Origin of the sequence: Caballeronia sp. SL2Y3 (assembly GCF_022879575.1) — a bacterium.
In the GTDB taxonomy this organism is placed as follows: Bacteria; Pseudomonadota; Gammaproteobacteria; order Burkholderiales; family Burkholderiaceae; genus Caballeronia.
This window is the reverse complement of record NZ_CP084260.1, coordinates 1,423,141-1,438,109: the sequence shown is the minus strand read 5'-3', so window position 1 is coordinate 1,438,109 and position 14,969 is coordinate 1,423,141. Positions and strand designations below refer to the sequence as shown.

14 protein-coding genes are annotated in these 14,969 nt (G+C 65.1%); 7 read left to right on the top strand and 7 right to left on the bottom strand.

Annotation, left to right across the window (positions count from 1 at the left end; all coding sequences use genetic code 11):
* Positions 1–66 precede the first annotated feature (66 nt).
* On the bottom strand, positions 67–495 hold the full coding sequence (locus tag LDZ26_RS06795) for a PGDYG domain-containing protein (RefSeq protein ID WP_244846363.1): 429 nt from the start codon (positions 493–495) through the stop codon (positions 67–69).
* 168 nt (positions 496–663) lie between these two features.
* Positions 664–1,197 (bottom strand): Spy/CpxP family protein refolding chaperone, encoded by a 534-nt coding sequence (locus LDZ26_RS06790; RefSeq protein ID WP_244846362.1) that lies wholly within the window; start codon positions 1,195–1,197, stop codon positions 664–666.
* 231 nt (positions 1,198–1,428) lie between these two features.
* On the opposite strand from LDZ26_RS06790, the gene LDZ26_RS06785 reads away from it, so the two are divergent.
* Positions 1,429–1,884, top strand: a complete 456-nt coding sequence (locus tag LDZ26_RS06785) for an Lrp/AsnC family transcriptional regulator (RefSeq protein WP_244846360.1) — start codon at positions 1,429–1,431, stop codon at positions 1,882–1,884.
* Between the two features lie 136 nt (positions 1,885–2,020).
* Positions 2,021–3,139 carry a saccharopine dehydrogenase family protein gene (locus LDZ26_RS06780; RefSeq protein WP_244846358.1) on the top strand — a complete coding sequence of 373 codons (1,119 nt, stop codon included), beginning with the start codon at positions 2,021–2,023 and terminating at the stop codon, positions 3,137–3,139.
* Positions 3,140–3,158: 19 nt separating this feature from the next.
* On the opposite strand, the gene LDZ26_RS06775 is transcribed toward LDZ26_RS06780, so the two are convergent.
* Both LDZ26_RS06775 and LDZ26_RS06770 read right to left on the bottom strand, forming a co-directional pair.
* A complete protein-coding gene (locus LDZ26_RS06775) occupies positions 3,159–3,743 on the bottom strand; it encodes an ATP-binding protein (protein ID WP_244846356.1) in 585 nt (194 codons plus the stop codon).
* A 17-nt stretch (positions 3,744–3,760) separates the two neighbouring features.
* Positions 3,761–5,074, bottom strand: a complete 1,314-nt coding sequence (locus LDZ26_RS06770; protein ID WP_244846354.1) for a sodium:proton antiporter — start codon at positions 5,072–5,074, stop codon at positions 3,761–3,763.
* Between the two features lie 192 nt (positions 5,075–5,266).
* Here LDZ26_RS06770 and LDZ26_RS06765 point away from each other — a divergent pair, with 192 nt between their 5' ends.
* Positions 5,267–6,649 carry an FAD-containing oxidoreductase gene (locus LDZ26_RS06765; RefSeq protein WP_244846351.1) on the top strand — a complete coding sequence of 461 codons (1,383 nt, stop codon included), beginning with the start codon at positions 5,267–5,269 and terminating at the stop codon, positions 6,647–6,649.
* Between the two features lie 1,086 nt (positions 6,650–7,735).
* Here the strand turns inward: LDZ26_RS06765 and LDZ26_RS06760 are convergent.
* The 3 genes from LDZ26_RS06760 to LDZ26_RS06750 all read right to left on the bottom strand — a co-directional run bounded on the left by LDZ26_RS06760 (position 7,736) and on the right by LDZ26_RS06750 (position 10,827).
* Positions 7,736–8,974: an MFS transporter gene (locus LDZ26_RS06760; RefSeq protein WP_244846348.1), complete on the bottom strand. Its 1,239-nt coding sequence runs from the start codon at positions 8,972–8,974 to the stop codon at positions 7,736–7,738.
* 31 nt (positions 8,975–9,005) lie between these two features.
* Complete coding sequence (locus LDZ26_RS06755) at positions 9,006–10,175, bottom strand: hypothetical protein (protein WP_244846345.1); 1,170 nt, start codon at positions 10,173–10,175, stop codon at positions 9,006–9,008.
* Positions 10,176–10,266: 91 nt separating this feature from the next.
* On the bottom strand, positions 10,267–10,827 hold the full coding sequence (locus LDZ26_RS06750) for an ankyrin repeat domain-containing protein (protein WP_244846342.1): 561 nt from the start codon (positions 10,825–10,827) through the stop codon (positions 10,267–10,269).
* 299 nt (positions 10,828–11,126) lie between these two features.
* Here LDZ26_RS06750 and LDZ26_RS06745 point away from each other — a divergent pair, with 299 nt between their 5' ends.
* The 4 genes from LDZ26_RS06745 (at position 11,127) to LDZ26_RS06730 (ending at position 14,967) form a co-directional block, all read left to right on the top strand.
* Positions 11,127–11,756: a DUF938 domain-containing protein gene (locus tag LDZ26_RS06745; protein ID WP_244846341.1), complete on the top strand. Its 630-nt coding sequence runs from the start codon at positions 11,127–11,129 to the stop codon at positions 11,754–11,756.
* A 134-nt stretch (positions 11,757–11,890) separates the two neighbouring features.
* Complete coding sequence (locus LDZ26_RS06740) at positions 11,891–13,048, top strand: aromatic ring-hydroxylating dioxygenase subunit alpha (protein WP_244846339.1); 1,158 nt, start codon at positions 11,891–11,893, stop codon at positions 13,046–13,048.
* Positions 13,049–13,138: 90 nt separating this feature from the next.
* Entirely contained in the window at positions 13,139–13,411 is a 273-nt protein-coding gene (locus LDZ26_RS06735; protein WP_244846337.1) for a hypothetical protein, read from the top strand.
* 320 nt (positions 13,412–13,731) lie between these two features.
* Positions 13,732–14,967, top strand: coding sequence for a porin (locus LDZ26_RS06730; RefSeq protein ID WP_244846335.1), 1,236 nt, complete (start codon positions 13,732–13,734; stop codon positions 14,965–14,967).
* Positions 14,968–14,969 lie beyond the last annotated feature (2 nt).

Here is a 14,969-nt window from a genome sequence, read left to right as displayed (position 1 = left end):
TATTCAGGTGTCCTTATTAGTATTGCGAGGCGCAAGAGATGTGACTCGCGTCAAACGTAGAGAACCTCAGACCGCGCGATACACCTTCGCGAATCGCGCCGCCTTCACCACGCCATAATCGCCCGGTGCATACTGCATTACCCAGTCGCCGGGCTCGCCTGTCAGCACGTCGCCCGCAGCGGAGCGCGCGATCCTGAACGGTTCCTGCATCTGCTTGGCGAGCACGACGCTCGGCCGGTTGCGATACGTGCCCGGCTCGCCATGCACGATGCCGCCTTCGGGCGTGTACTTCGCGTCGAAACGTTCGCGCGACACGACCCAGCGTTCGCCCGATGCGCCCGTCACTATGGCGTCGCCCGCCACATAGCGGTTCGGTCCTTCGAGACTCATCAGTTCGCCGGCGGCAGCCGCGAATTCGACGGCCACGGCCTCGTTCTTGACGACGCGGCGCGCGACGGGATCGTTGAAAAGGTCGGGTGGGGCGAGTTCGAGCATGGGAAAAAGGAAGACATGAAGACGAGGTCAAGACCGCGATGCTAACGGCTATTGGAGCATTTTGCATCCATTACGCGGCACGCTGCACGCAGCATGCCGCGTGGAAAATGCAAAAAGGCCCGCATCGATGAGATGCGGGCCTCTCCTTGCGCGACAATCGCCGCGTACTTAAGGCTTCGTCGCCGATGCAGCGTCTGCACCGGATGCGCGCGGGTGCCGCGGGCCATGTTCACGGCGACCGTGGTGTTCGCCTTCCTGACGGAAGCTCGTGTCGGCGAGCTTCTTCTGTTCGGGCGAGAGGCTCGCATACAGCGGCTCGAATGCGTCGACCAGACGCTTCGTGCCGTCCGCGTTGGCTTGCGTGATCTGCTGATACTGCTTTATGTCGTCGAGTGCGGACATGGTCTCGCGCTGCGCAATGCGTTGGCGATACAGGTCCGCCATCGTGCGGGCGTTTTGACGCATGGCGTCGGCGAACGGCGCCCACTGCGCTTCCTGTGCGGACGTGATCTTTAGACTCGAATGCAATTGGGCGATGCGTTCTTCGACGCGCGCTTCGCGCTTCGAACCTGCCGGCGCGGCCGCGGACGCAGGTTGCGCGGCCACGGCAGGAGCGGATGCGCTTGCCACAGGCGCCGACGATTGTGCAAAGACCGCCGTGACGGCGCAGGATGCCGCCAGTGCGACGAGTGTTTTTTTCATTCGTAAACCTTTCGATCAATGGAAAAGTGGCGAGCCGCGTGGCCTAACCCTGCTCATGGTGCGGGCCGGCTCGACCGCGAGAATGACGCCATCGCCCGATATTAGTATCACGAATGAGCGACAATTCGCCTGCATTGCCACAACTGCTTACATTCGATACGTCTCTGGAAAAATGCGCATCGAATAACGAATGCAAAACGAAGTCACGCAAAGTCAAGCGAAGGGAACCGTATGAGACCACCGCGCCTCGATCAACTCGATGACACCGACCGCAATCTGGTCGCGCTGTTGCAGACCAATGCCCGCGACAGCGTGGCAAATCTCGCGCGGCAGCTCGGCGTCGCGCGCACGACGGTCATTGCCCGCATCGCGCGGCTGGAGAAGAACAACGTGATCGCGGGCTACGGCGTGCGGCTCGGACAGGACGTGCTCGACGCGAGCATTCAGGCGTACGTCGGCATCAAGCTCGCGCCGAAGTACGGTCGCGATGTGCAGAAGCGCCTCGCCCGCATGCCCGAAGTCCAACTGCTTTGCGCGGTGAGCGGCGAATTCGATTACGTCGCGTGGCTGCGGGCGGATTCGCCCGACCGTCTCAACGACATGCTCGACGAGATCGGAGCGCTCGAAGGCGTGGAGCGGACGACGACCTCGATCATTCTTGCACGCAAGATCGACCGCACCGGCTAAGGCATGCAAAATACAAATCGCATCATGCGGTCGTCAAAATGACGAAAACCATCGCCACTTCGCATCATTTTGCGTCTAGGATCAATATTCACGGGCTCCTACACTGAGGCGTTCATGCCCCAACAAGGAGACGAAAATGAAAGTGGCACTGGTCGGCGCCGGATTGATCGGTCAAAGCATTGCGCATCTGCTGCGTGAAACGGGCGACTTCGAGGTTGTCGCTTTTGATCGCGACGAACACGCGCTCGCGCAACTCGACGCGCAGGGCATCGCGACGCGCCGCGTCGATTCGGCCGATACGCCCGCCCTGCGTCATGCGCTCGGCGGCTTCGATGCGCTCGTCAATGCGCTGCCGTATTACCTCGCGATCGGCGTGGCATCCGCGGCAAAGGCGGCGGGTGTGCATTACTTCGATCTGACCGAGGACGTGCGCGCGACGCATGCGATTCGCGCCATCGCCGACGGATCGCATACTGCATTCATGCCGCAGTGCGGGCTCGCGCCGGGTTTCATCGGCATCGTCGCGCACGATCTCGCCGGACGGCTCGATAACCTGCGCGAAGTGAAGATGCGCGTCGGCGCGCTGCCGCAGTTCCCGACCAACGCGTTGAAGTACAACCTGACGTGGAGCATCGACGGACTCATCAACGAGTATTGCCAGCCGTGCGAAGCCGTGCGGGAAGGCCGCACGCAATGGGTGCAGCCACTGGAAGGCGTCGAGCATTTCTCGCTGGACGGCATCGAGTACGAAGCGTTCAACACGTCGGGCGGACTCGGGACCTTGTGTGAAACGCTGGCGGGAAGAGTCGAGACGCTGGACTACAAGTCGGTGCGCTATCCGGGGCATCGCGACCTGATGAAGTTCCTTCTCGACGACCTGCGTATGTCTACCGATCGCGACGGCCTCAAGGCCATGCTCAAGCGCGCGGTCCCATCGACGGCGCAGGACGTGGTGCTGATCTTCGTCACGGTGACGGGCATGCGCGGCGGCGGCAGCGATCAACTGGTCCAGCACGTCTTCACGCGCAAGATCGTCGCGAAGGATGTATGCGGTATGCCAATGAGCGCGATCCAGATCACGACGGCGGGCGCCGTGTGCGCTGAACTGGATCTGTTCCGCGAAGGTCTCTTGCCGCAGAGCGGCTTCGTGCGGCAGGAGCAGGTTCCGCTGGATGCATTTCTCGCAAACCGCTTCGGCAAGCTCTACGAAGGCGCGAACGCGCTGGAGACGGCGCGCCACCTTGCGGTCGCATAGACGCTCTCGGTCCTCTCAGTCATGTGTGAGCGACGAGGCGCGCCAGCAGACGCGCCTCGTCGTCCGCGGTCGAGGCCGTGTTGTCGAACATCAGCAGATCCGCGGCGAGCGCATCGTCGGGAAAGAAAAGACGCTGCCGGTAGTCCTCCCAGTGCGCCAGTTTGTATGCATCATTCGGATCCGCACGCGCGGCAATTCGCTCCCGCGCCACGTCCTCTCCGACGTGCACCCACACGACGCGAATCGTCACATCGTCGTCGACGCCGAGCCACGCGCGATCGAAGAGCCGCCGCTCGCGCACTTCGCGCGACAGCGGCGCGACCACGACCACGCTCACGCCCAGCGCGAGGTTCTCCGCAGCAGTATCGACGAGACTTCGGTACTCCGGGTCGCGCAAATGCTTGATGAATAGCGGGCTGTCGCGATCGTGCGGGTCGCCCGTCAGCGCGCCGATGGCCGCCGCGCTATACGCGCCGTAGAGCGTGTCTTTGTCGAGCATACAGAACGGCTCGCCTGTCTCGCGCATGAGCGGCGCAAACAGGCGCTTCGCGAGCGTCGTCTTGCCGGTTCCGGCGTGACCGCAGAAGAAGAGCAGATGCTTCATGAGAACGTATCTTGTATTCAATCGTTGGCATGCGCGCGCTGATAGCGGTTCATCAGCGGTGTCGATGTCACGCCGTGCACGATAACCGACGCTGTTATCGCCGCGATGATGATGGGCGTCAGCGGGCCGGCGACCTGCTTCGGCGCGTGCTCGATCGCATAGAGCAGATAGTAGAACGAGCCGACTCCGCGGATCCCGAACCAGCCCATCAAGAGACGCTGCCCGCGCGACGCGCACGAGCCGACGAGCGACGCCTGCACCGCCAACGGCCGTATCACGAGAAATAGCCCGCCTAAGATCATCACCGCGCGCCACGTGAAGAGATCGCGCCACATCGTCGCGAGCACGGAGCCGACGAGCAGCATGATCGTCACTTCGGCGATGCGTTCGAGTTCGATCGTGAAGCCGTGCACGCGCTCGGCCATGAACGCGTATGCGCGATCGGGATCGGATGCGGTCGCGCTGATGTCGCCGACATCCACGGTGCCGACCGCTTCGCGCGCGCCCTTGTCGCCGCTTTGGCGATGCTCGACGCGCCGCATCGCGAGGCCTGCCGCGAACACGGCGAGGAACGAATACGAATGCAGCAACTCGGCGACGCCGTACGACAGCGCGATCAGACCGAGCGCATAGAAGCCTTCGGAGCCCAACGCTTCGCCGTGACGCGTGCGCAGGTAGGCCACCACGCGCACCGTCAGTTCGCCGAGCAGCCAGCCGCTTGCAAGCGCCGCCAGCGTGCCCCATACGGCCTGCAGCACGAAGCTCCACTGCAACGCGTCGTGCGGCGATGCTTCGAAGCGGCAGACGGCAATGCCAAGGAGTGCGAACGGTAGCGCGATGCCGTCGTTCAGGCCGCCTTCGGCGGTCAACGAGAAACGCAAGAGATCCGTGTCGCCGGGGGCTTCGACCTGCACGTCGTGCGCGAGGACGGGATCAGTGGGCGCGAGCATCGCGGCCAGCAAGAGCGACGCGCCCCACGTCATGCCGAGCCCGTACGTGCATAGCAGCGTGAGCGCGGCGATGGTCAGCACCATCGCAACGAAGCCCAGACGCAGCGGCAGCAGCCAGCGGCGGTCGGTCGGCGGCACGCGCAGGCGCAGCCCGATCGCGAAGAGCGACACCAGCATGGCGACTTCGGTAATGAGGCGCAGGACGGCCGTGTCGCCGTCGAGCCTGATATGCAGCATATTCGCGACGCCCGGCCCGAGCACGAAGCCGATGGCCAGATAGCACATGGCGGTGCTGATCGGAAGGCGTTTGAACGTCGAGCTGGCGAGCGCCATGAGAATGAGCACGCCCCCGACGACGAGAAACCAGATCGTCTCGGTCATGAAAGCCTTGAAGCGTGAGTCGGTTCGAGCCGGGCGAAAGGCCAATGGGGTGGGGCGAGCACGGAACATGCCCGTGCGCGGCGTTCGGCGTAAGATGGCCGGGCATTGCCATCGGCTCGTCTTCGTCCGCGTCTTCGTCTTCGTCTTCGTCTTCGTCTTTGCGTTGCGCACAACGGTCAGGGAGGCTCCAGCATGTCACAGCATTTCGACGCAGTCGTCATCGGTACAGGGCAGGGCGGCTCGCCCCTTGCAGTGCGGCTCGCGCAGAGCGGCAAGCGCACGGCCGTCATCGAGCGGCATCTTTTCGGCGGGACCTGCGTGAACTTCGGCTGCACGCCGACCAAAACCTATGTCGCGAGCGCGCGCGCGGCGCATGTTGCGCGCACGGCAGCGAAATACGGCGTGGATATCGGCGGGCTCATTACGGTCGACATGGCGCGCGTGAAGGCGCGCAAGGACGAAGTGATCGGCGCATCGCGCAACGGCATCGAGCAATGGCTCAATCAAACGCCGAACGTGACGGTATTCAAGGGCCATGCACGCTTCACCGGTCCGCACGCGCTCTCTATCGAAGGCAGCGACGGCGAAACACACGAGATCGACGCCGGCATGATCTTCATCAACACCGGCACGCGCGCCGCGGTGCCGGCCATCGACGGGCTCGACAGCGTGCCCTATGTCACCAATTCGAACATACTCGAACTGACGCACGTGCCCGAGCATCTTGTGATCGTTGGCGCGAGCTATATCGCGCTGGAGTTCGGGCAGATGTTCCGGCGCTTCGGCAGCCGCGTCACGCTGCTCGTGCGCGGCGATCGCATTTTGACGCGCGAGGACGCCGATATCGCTCGCGCGATCCAGGACGTGCTCGCGCGCGAAGGCATCGAATTCCGCTTCGGCGCTGCGCCGCAGCGCGTCGAACGGACGAACGACGGCGTGCGCATCTCGCTGCGAGACGAATCCATCGACGCGTCGCATCTTCTCTTTGCAACGGGACGCACGCCGAATACCGACGATCTCGGACTCGACAAGGCGGGCATCGACGTGAACCGGCACGGTCTGATCGACGTGGACGGCCAGTTGCGCACGGAAGTGGATGGCGTCTGGGCAATCGGCGACGTGAACGGGCGCGGCGCTTTCACGCATACGTCGTGGAACGACTATGAGATCGTCGCGGCCAATCTGCTAGATGGCGAATCGCGCAGCGTCGATACGCGCATCATGACGTACGCGGTGTTCGTCGACCCGCCGTTCGCCCGCGTCGGCATGAGCGAGGAGGACGTGAGGCGAGACGGCCGCGACGCGCTGATCGCGACGATGCCGATGTCGCGCGTCGGCCGGGCGCGGGAACGCGGCGAGACGGACGGCTTCATGAAGGCGCTCGTCGATGCGAAGACGAAGCGCATTCTCGGCGCGGCGATTTTCGGCATCGAGGGCGACGAAGTGATTCATACCTTCGTCGACATCATGAATGCGGACGCGCCCTACACCACGCTGCAACGCGCGATGCATATTCATCCGACGGTGAGCGAGCTTGTGCCGACTTTGTTGGGCGATCTGAAGCCGTTGAGGTGAGGGGATGGCGGTGGCTGCATCTAAGACGCGGCGGCATTCTGAATGCCAACGGGGGAGGCAGGGCGGGGCATGCACATTCAACCGTTGATTCACGAGGTGACGTAGCTTTGTCGGGCGACCTGAAGCCGCTCGCACACCCGAGCCCGCCGCGTCTTTGCGTATCGGGCGACGGCATTATGAATGCCAGCGCGCCTGGGTTTTGCGTACTAGGCGACGGCATCCTGAATGGCAACCGCCATTCACTGCGCGCCGCCCGATGAACGTTGAACCGAAGGTCAGCGACCTGATGTCGCGTTTGCTGGGTGACCTAAAGCAGCCGACATATCCGCGCCCGTTGCGTTTCCTGTAGAGCGCGACGGCATTTTGAATGCCGTCGCGCGACGCAAGACGCTCGACGCGGCTTGAAGTGCAACTGACGCTGCGCGGGTTGGCGCTAGCTCTCTCGGGCGACCCGAGGCCGCTCGCACAACCGAGCGCGCCGCGTCACTACGTCTTGGTCGACGGCATTATGAATGCCAACCCGCCAACGCTGCCTGCCTTAAATGCGCAGTTAGCCGAAGGTGTGTCGATGTAGCCGTTGTAGGCGACCTGGAGTCGCCGACATAACCACGCCGTCACGTTTCCTGGGAAGCACGGCGGCATTTTGAATGCCGACGCGCGAGTCACCGCGCGCCGTGCAAGTCAACCGATAGTGAGCAAGTTGACGCTAGGGTCATCCGGCGACCGAAGCCGCTGGCACAACGGAGCGCGCCGGAGTTGTGCGTACTCGGCGACGGCATTATGAATGCCAACACGCCTACACTGCCTGCAACTCGATGCGCGTCGAACCGAGGGTGAGCGACCCGATGTGGCCGTTGCGCGGCGACGTTGAGCAGCCGACACAAGCGCGCCCGTCGCGTCTCGGATGCACGGCGCGACGGCATCGTGAATGCCCGACACCGCATACACAGCGCGATGCACAGCGATGAGACGGCTGGGCTACTGGTGCCGACGTTTCCTGACCTTCTTAAGCCAACCGCCGCGTCGCGCGTCTCTTGCAATCTGAATGCCGACGCGCCATACAACGAAGACCGCCCCGACCACGCCTCAAGCCTCCACCGGCGGCTTCTGCACGTTCTTGGGCGCCACCGCCGTCCCCCGCGTTTCCGGCATCGCGAGCCAGACGAGCGCGACCGCGATCGCGCCCGCCGCCGCCAGCCCGAAGAAGCTCATCGCCGTGCCGAAGCGGTCGGCGGCGAAACCGGCCGCCGCCGTCGAGAGCGTCGCGCCGACGCCCGCCGCGAGGCCGAAGAAGCCGATCGTCAGGTTGTAGTGGCCGCGTCCGCCGGCGACATCGGCGGCGATCAGCGGCAGCATCACGCCGAACACTGCTGCGCTGATGCCGTCGAGCATCTGCACCGGTACGAGCAGATACGGACTGCTGACGCCCGCGAACAGCAGCGCGCGCACCGGCAACGCACAGAAGCCGAGAATCAACACCGGACGCCGTCCCCACTTTTGCGCCTGCCGTCCGACCCAGGGCGAAAGGGCCGCCACGATGAACTGCGGCACGATGATGCACGCCGCGATCACGAGTTGAACGTTGTCGCCCATGTGCGCCGTGACTTCGCCGGCGGCGAGATTCAACATCGCCGCGTTCGAGAGGTGGAACAGCACGACGCACGCAGCAAAAATGAGCAGGCGCTTGTCTTTCAGCAGTTCGCGCAGCGATTCGCGCTCCTCGCCCTCCGGCGTGAGCTTCGGCTTGCCGGGCGTGCGCGGCACGGCGGGCAGCGGCTCGTAGTGAATCATCCGCAGCGCGACAATGGCGGGCAGCGCGAGCGCCGCCGTCAGGAAGAACACCGAGCGCAGCGACAGATACTCGCCGAACGCGCCCATCAGCGCCGCCGTGAGCGCGCTGCCTATGGACGCCCAGCGCGCATTGCGCCCGAGCCGGTCGCCGAGATCGGCGCGCGAGACGAGGGCGAGCGAGATCGCGGCCATCGCCGGGACCAGCATGCAGCTCGCGAAGCCGTGCAGCACTTCCGCCGCGAACACGGGGACGAAGGTCGGACTCGCGGCGAGCAAGAGCGCGCTCGCGATGATCGCGACGATCGCCGAAAGGGCAGCGAACTTCTTGTTGCGCATGGCGTCGACGAGCGCGCCCGCGGGAAGCTGGCTCGCCATCGCGCTGATCGTGCCGACGGACAGCATCAGGCCGATCTCGCCCTGCGTCCACTTGTTGGCCGCAAGGTACGAAGCGATGAACGGGCCGAAGCCGGTCTGCACGTTGGCGACGAAGAAGTTCAGCCAGTCGAGCGCGCGCAGACTGCGTGCAATTACCATGTCGTGAATCGCTTATCCATGTGGTGTTCCGTTATCGGGCCGGGCGCGCGCCGGACGACGGCGTTTGCGCCGCGACCGCGCCCGAGGCGGTCGTGCCGCCGGAGTTGGCCGAGCCCGCTGCGCTCGCCGCGCCGCTCGCCGCCGCCGACGAAGCCGGCGCGGGAACGACCGGCGACACGATCTTGATCGGCTGCTCGGGCGCATAGGTGGGCGCGGCTTTCAGTTGCGCGTCGTTGAAATCCATCTGCAGCGCAAGCTGCTTGTTGCGCGATACCACCTGCAGATCGCTCCAGTTCACCGCGACGTGGCGCTTGTCCGCGGCGAGCGAGCTTGACAGATCGACGACGAGCGCCTGCGGTTGCGCCTGCGAATCGACGAGCACGTCGACCACGCGGCCGATGCGCGCGCCGTTTTTCTGCGTCACCGTCGAATCGACGAGCTGCATGAAGTTCGGCGGCGCCTCGCTGACGGGCTGCGGCCTCGGCACCGGGTCCGCCGCCGGCTTGCCCTTCGCGGGCGGCGGCGGTGGCAGGAAGGTGATCGGCGGGGTCTTGGAATTCGGCGTGAAGCGAAACGCCGTCCACGGGAAATTGACTTTGCGATCGCCGATGCCCATGAAGCCCGACAGGTTGACCATCAGCAACTTGGGTTTCGCCGACGGATCGACGTACAGATCGACCGCGCGGCCGACCACCTTGCCGTCGGGACGCTGAACTTCGGCATCCAGCAGGCCGTGAAGCTGGTCGTGCTGCATGAGGCGCGTCGAGATGATCTGCGGCGGGGGCGGCGGCTCGGGCGGTTCCGGCGGCGGCGTCACGACCGGCTCCGGCGGCTTCGGTTTCACGACGCGGCGCTTCGGCTTCGGCGCGGGGGCCGGCTTCACGGCGGACGCGGGCTCCGGCACGGTGACGACGGGCGCCGGTTCTTCCGGCTCGTTCGTTTCAGTCTCGCTCGGCCCCGGAATGTACGAATGCTCGACGATGGGCGCGGGCGTCTGCTGCTGAAAGATCCCGCAGGCCGACAGGCTGCACGCGCCCAGCACGACGAGCACCGAGGAAAGCCGCAGCGCGCGCACGCGTTGGACGGGCGCGCATACCAGAGCGAACAGCCGCGCCCCCGCGCCTCCGATCAAAAGAGCGGGCGCCACGGCGGCCGCGCCGACCGACGACGCATCGCCCCGATGCGAGATACCGCCTGCCATCACAAACGCTCCATGTGTCCGGGCCGCCTTCCAGTTCTTGTTGATGTCGATGAACGCGCTGCGCGCTCGCGTCCCTGTTCGTTCGATGCGCTCATGCGCCGCGCGCCGCCGGGTCCGCGTTCTTGGCGAGGCGCGCCGCCGTGTCGGACGCGCCCATTCTCGCGGCGGCTTCGCGCGCGGACAAGCCGCCCTGATCGCGGGCGTCCGGATTCGCGCCGCGAGCGATCAGCAGATCCAAAATCTCGACGCGGTTGAACATGGCCGCGATCATCAGCGCGGTGCGGCTATCGGGCGATGCGCCTTCGACATCCGCGCCGTGATCGAGCAGCGTCTCGGCGACGTCCTTGAAGCCCTTGAACGCGGCCCCGGCAATCGGCGTCTGGCCGTTGTCGTTGCGCATGTCCGGATCGGCGTTGTGTCCGAGCAGCACGCGCACCGCGTCGGCGTGGCCGTGATAGCTCGCGAGCATCACGAGGCTGTCGCCCTTGTCGTTGCGCAGGTTCGGCGGCAAGCCCTTCTGAAGCCAGACTTCGAGCAGGGCGGCATCGCCCCGGCGCGCAGCGTTGAAGACTTCGTTCGCAAACGCGATGGTCTCTTCGTCGGGGCCTTCGCGCCCCGGCTGCTCCGGGTTCTGATTGCTGTCCTGCTGCATGTTTGGCTCCGTGTCGGGCGCTCTGCGGCGCGCCGTTTCGTCGTGATGCATTCGATGATGCGCGTGGCTTGCGCAAACGCTCGAAAGAGGCGAGCGCGCGCCGGTTCATCGGCAGCATACACAGGTTGATGATGCTCCGCGCCCGAGTGCGTGCCTGCGCCGACGGTCGATGGAGAGCCCGGGCAGCACGTTTTACGCCAAGGCTTTCGCCGCTTGCGACGGCTTGACGCCGCAGCGCGCGCGCCCTTAGTCTCGATGCAACTATGTGCAACCATCTGCCGCCTGCGCGATTACGCTCGATGCAAGCTCCAAATCCTCAAGCCAGCGTGCGCCGCCGCGCGCCCGCCGCCGAACGCAATCGCGATGCGATTCTAACGGTGCTCGCACGCGTGCTGCCGCCAGGCGGCACGGTTCTCGAAATCGCGAGCGGCACCGGCCAGCATGCGGTGCATTGCGCGGCGGCGCTGCCGCACATCCTCTGGCAACCGAGCGATCCGGACGCCGCCGCCCGCGATTCCATCGCCGCGTGGCGCGCGCATGCCGGCCTCTCGAACCTCGCCGCGCCGCTTGCCATCGACGTGACCGAGCGCGACTGGGGCATCGGCGACGTGGCGGCGGTCGTCTGCATCAACATGATCCATATCGCGCCGTGGCAAGCGGCGGAGGCGCTTTTTCGCGGGGCGGCCGAGCGGCTGGCTGCGGGCGGCGTACTGTACCTGTATGGGCCGTATCGGCGCAACGGGGCGCACACCGCGCCGAGCAACGAAGCATTCGATGCGCAGCTGCGCGCCATCGATCCGCGCTGGGGCGTGCGCGACATGGAAGCCGTCGAGGCGCTCGCGCACGACGCGCGATTCACGCTCGCCGAAGCCGTTCCGATGCCGGCGAACAACTTCAGTCTCGTGTTCGTGAAGGACGCGAAGCGGTAGGCGCCGCCGCCTGCGGCTTTTCGCTCGCGCCGAAATACGCGTCGCCGTGTAGACTGCGGAGGTGGTTGGTCGTGTCGTTCTTGCGCCGCTCCGACGGCGCGTACCCTGATCTCCCTCTACCGGAGGCGTTCTACATGCACGCAGCGTTGCCGCAAGGCGATGAGGATGGCGCTCTCACCGAAACGCCGGGAACCCCGCGCGACTTGCGCCGCACCGACATCCATCCCGATCACTGGTATCCGCTCGCGTGGTCGGGCGAAGTCAAGCGCGGCCGCGCGCACGCGGTGCGCTTCGCGGGCGACCCGATCGTGCTCGTGCGCACGGACTCGGGCAAGGTGTTCGCGCTCGAAGACCGCTGCGCGCATCGGCAAGTGCCGCTCTCAGCGGGCGTGGTCGACGGCGAGTCCATTCGCTGCTGCTATCACGGCTGGACCTACGACTGCACCGGCCGCTGCACCGACATTCCGTATCTCGGCCGCGAGCGTCTGCCCAACGGCGTGCGCGCGTATCCGTGCCGCGAGGAAGCGGGGCTCGTCTTCGTCTTCACGGGCGACCCGCAGCGTGCCGCCGCCGCGAAGTTTCCGTCGCTCGTGAGCGCGACGGACAAGGCCTACAAGACGCGCCGCTTCGGCCGCGAAGTGAAGTGCCATTACACGTTCATGCACGAGAACCTGATGGACATGAACCATCAGTTCCTGCATCGCCGGCAGATGGGCAGCATGCGGGCGCGCTCGCTCGGGCGTCGCCGGGGCGAGGACTGGATCGAAGTGGACTACACCTTCGCGCGCGAAGCGGGCAAGCAGCCGATCGGCGAGGCGCTCGTATTCGGGCAAAAGCGCGGCGAGAAGCCGGACGCGTCGCAGAAAGACGTCATGACGATCCGCACGGACTACCCGTACCAGACGCTCAAGATCCGCACGAAGGACGAGACCATGGTGATGGACCTGTGGATCGCTTACGTGCCGCTCGACGCCGAGCAGCGCACCAACCGCACCTTCGGCCTGTTGTCGATCCGCCGCCCGAAAATCTCCGGCCTGCTCGACGTCGCCTGGCCGCTGCTCGTGTGGTTCACCGAGCGCATTTTCAAGGAAGACCGGTGGATCGTGGAGCGCGAGCAGGAAGCGCACGACCGGCAGGGCGCGGACCACAATCACGAAGTCTTTCCGGTGATCAACGAACTGCGCGCGCTTCTGATGGAGCATGGCGTGCCGCATCGTGCAGCCGGCGCGCATCCGGGCGACGGCCGGCGCGTGCATCGCATCGTACCCGTGCAGGAAGTGCCCGCACCGTGAGCGCGACACCGCGGCGCGGCGTTCCCGGATTGCGGCCGTCGCGCGGCGGCGTTATACAGGAAGCGTGCACAGCTACGAAGGCAGACCATCATGAAAGACGACCCGACCGATCCGCGCCCGCTTTCCCCGAACGTGGACGAAGCGCATCCGGATGTCGAGCATTTCGATGCGGCCATCACGCACGTCGATGAATCCGTCGCCGCCGGACGAATGGCCGCAGGGGCGGCAAAGGGCATCTTGTACAGCCTGATCGAGACGCTCGGCACGCTCGTCGGCGATCCCGATCTGCCTTCGCACGCCCGCTCGGGCTATGAAGGGCTGCTGGAGACGGCTCGGGAACTGCGCGCGAAAATCGAGCAGTAGCGTTCTTGCGTCGGGCTTTAAGGCCGTAGTCCCTCTCTCTCTTCTGCAAGCGCCGCGCGGCTCACCGGCCGGCACGCGGCCCGCACTGCGTTGGTTTTCTGTCAGTTTCGTGCCTGGTTGCCAAATATTTGCGCGCTAGCAAATACTGGTTAACCACACGGTGAAAAAAAAAGACACCAGTACGCGCGATTCTTTCGAATTCCATCCGCAAGCCATACACTTGCCAGCGATAAAAGTTGCGCTCGCGGCGCGATAGCGCGCCGGTTTCGGCGTCGACGACGAAGAATCCGCTCATACCGCATAAAGCAAGAGGAGAAGAAATGAAGGGCTTCAAACTGACCAAGGCCGCCGTCATCGCCGCGACCGCGTTCGCAGCCGCCGCGCCGGCGTTCGCGCAAAGCAGCGTGACGCTGTACGGTATCGTCGACGATTCGATCGTTTATCAGAACAGCCAGACCAATCTGGCGAAGACCCAGCCGGGTCGTTCCAACGTCAAGCTCGCCTCGGGCATCTGGGCGGGTAGCCGCTTCGGCCTGAAGGGCGCTGAAGATCTGGGCGGCGGCAACAAGGCCATTTTCCAGTTGGAGTCCGGCTTCAACATCAACAACGGCGCGCAGCAGTACGCCAACGCGATGTTCGGCCGCCAGGCATGGGTCGGTCTCACGAATGCGAACTACGGCACGTTGACGGTGGGCCGTCAGTACACGTCGTACTACACGCTGATGTCGCCGTATAGCCCGACGAACTGGCTGACCGGCTACTTCGGTGCGCACCCGGGCGATCTGGACGAACTCGATACGATCTACCGCGCGAACAACTCGGTCGTCTATACGTCGCCGAAGCTGTATGGCGTGACGGTCAGCGGTTCCTACTCGTTCGCCGGCGTGCCCGGCAGCGTCTACCAGGGCTCGACGTGGTCGGCGGCGGTCCAGTATCAGCAAGGCCCGATTGGCGGCACGGTGGCGTTCACGCGCATCAACAACGCGACGGTCGGCGGCGGCGTCTATAGCGATGCATCGACGACCAACACCGCAGGCCAGTCGGGCGTGTCGGCCGTGACCAACGGCTATCAGGGCGCGCAAGCCCAGAACCGCTTCGCGGTAGGCCTCGGCTACACGTTCAACAGCGCGTGGGACATCACTGCGACCTATACCAACGTTCAATATGTTCCGGGCGTCAACTCGAAGTTCACCGACGAAGCCGTCTTCAATACGGCCGGCACGGTGCTGCACTGGAAGGCGACGTCGGCATGGGACTTCGCGGCAGGCTACAGCTACACGTGGGCGAGCAAGGCGAACGGCATCTCGGATGCCGCGTCCTACCACCAGTTCAACCTGTCCCAGTACTACTCGCTGTCGAAGCGTACCGGCCTGTACGCACTGGAAGCGTTCCAGCGCGCCAACGGCCGTACGCTCGCGCAGCCGAACTTCTCGCCGACCGGCGCGGTGAATGCACAGACGGCCGCAAACGCGACCATCGGCGACGGCTTCAACACGGCTCCGTCGGCGTCGCGCAGCATGTTCGGCGCAGGCGTGGGCATTATCCACCGCTTCTAAGC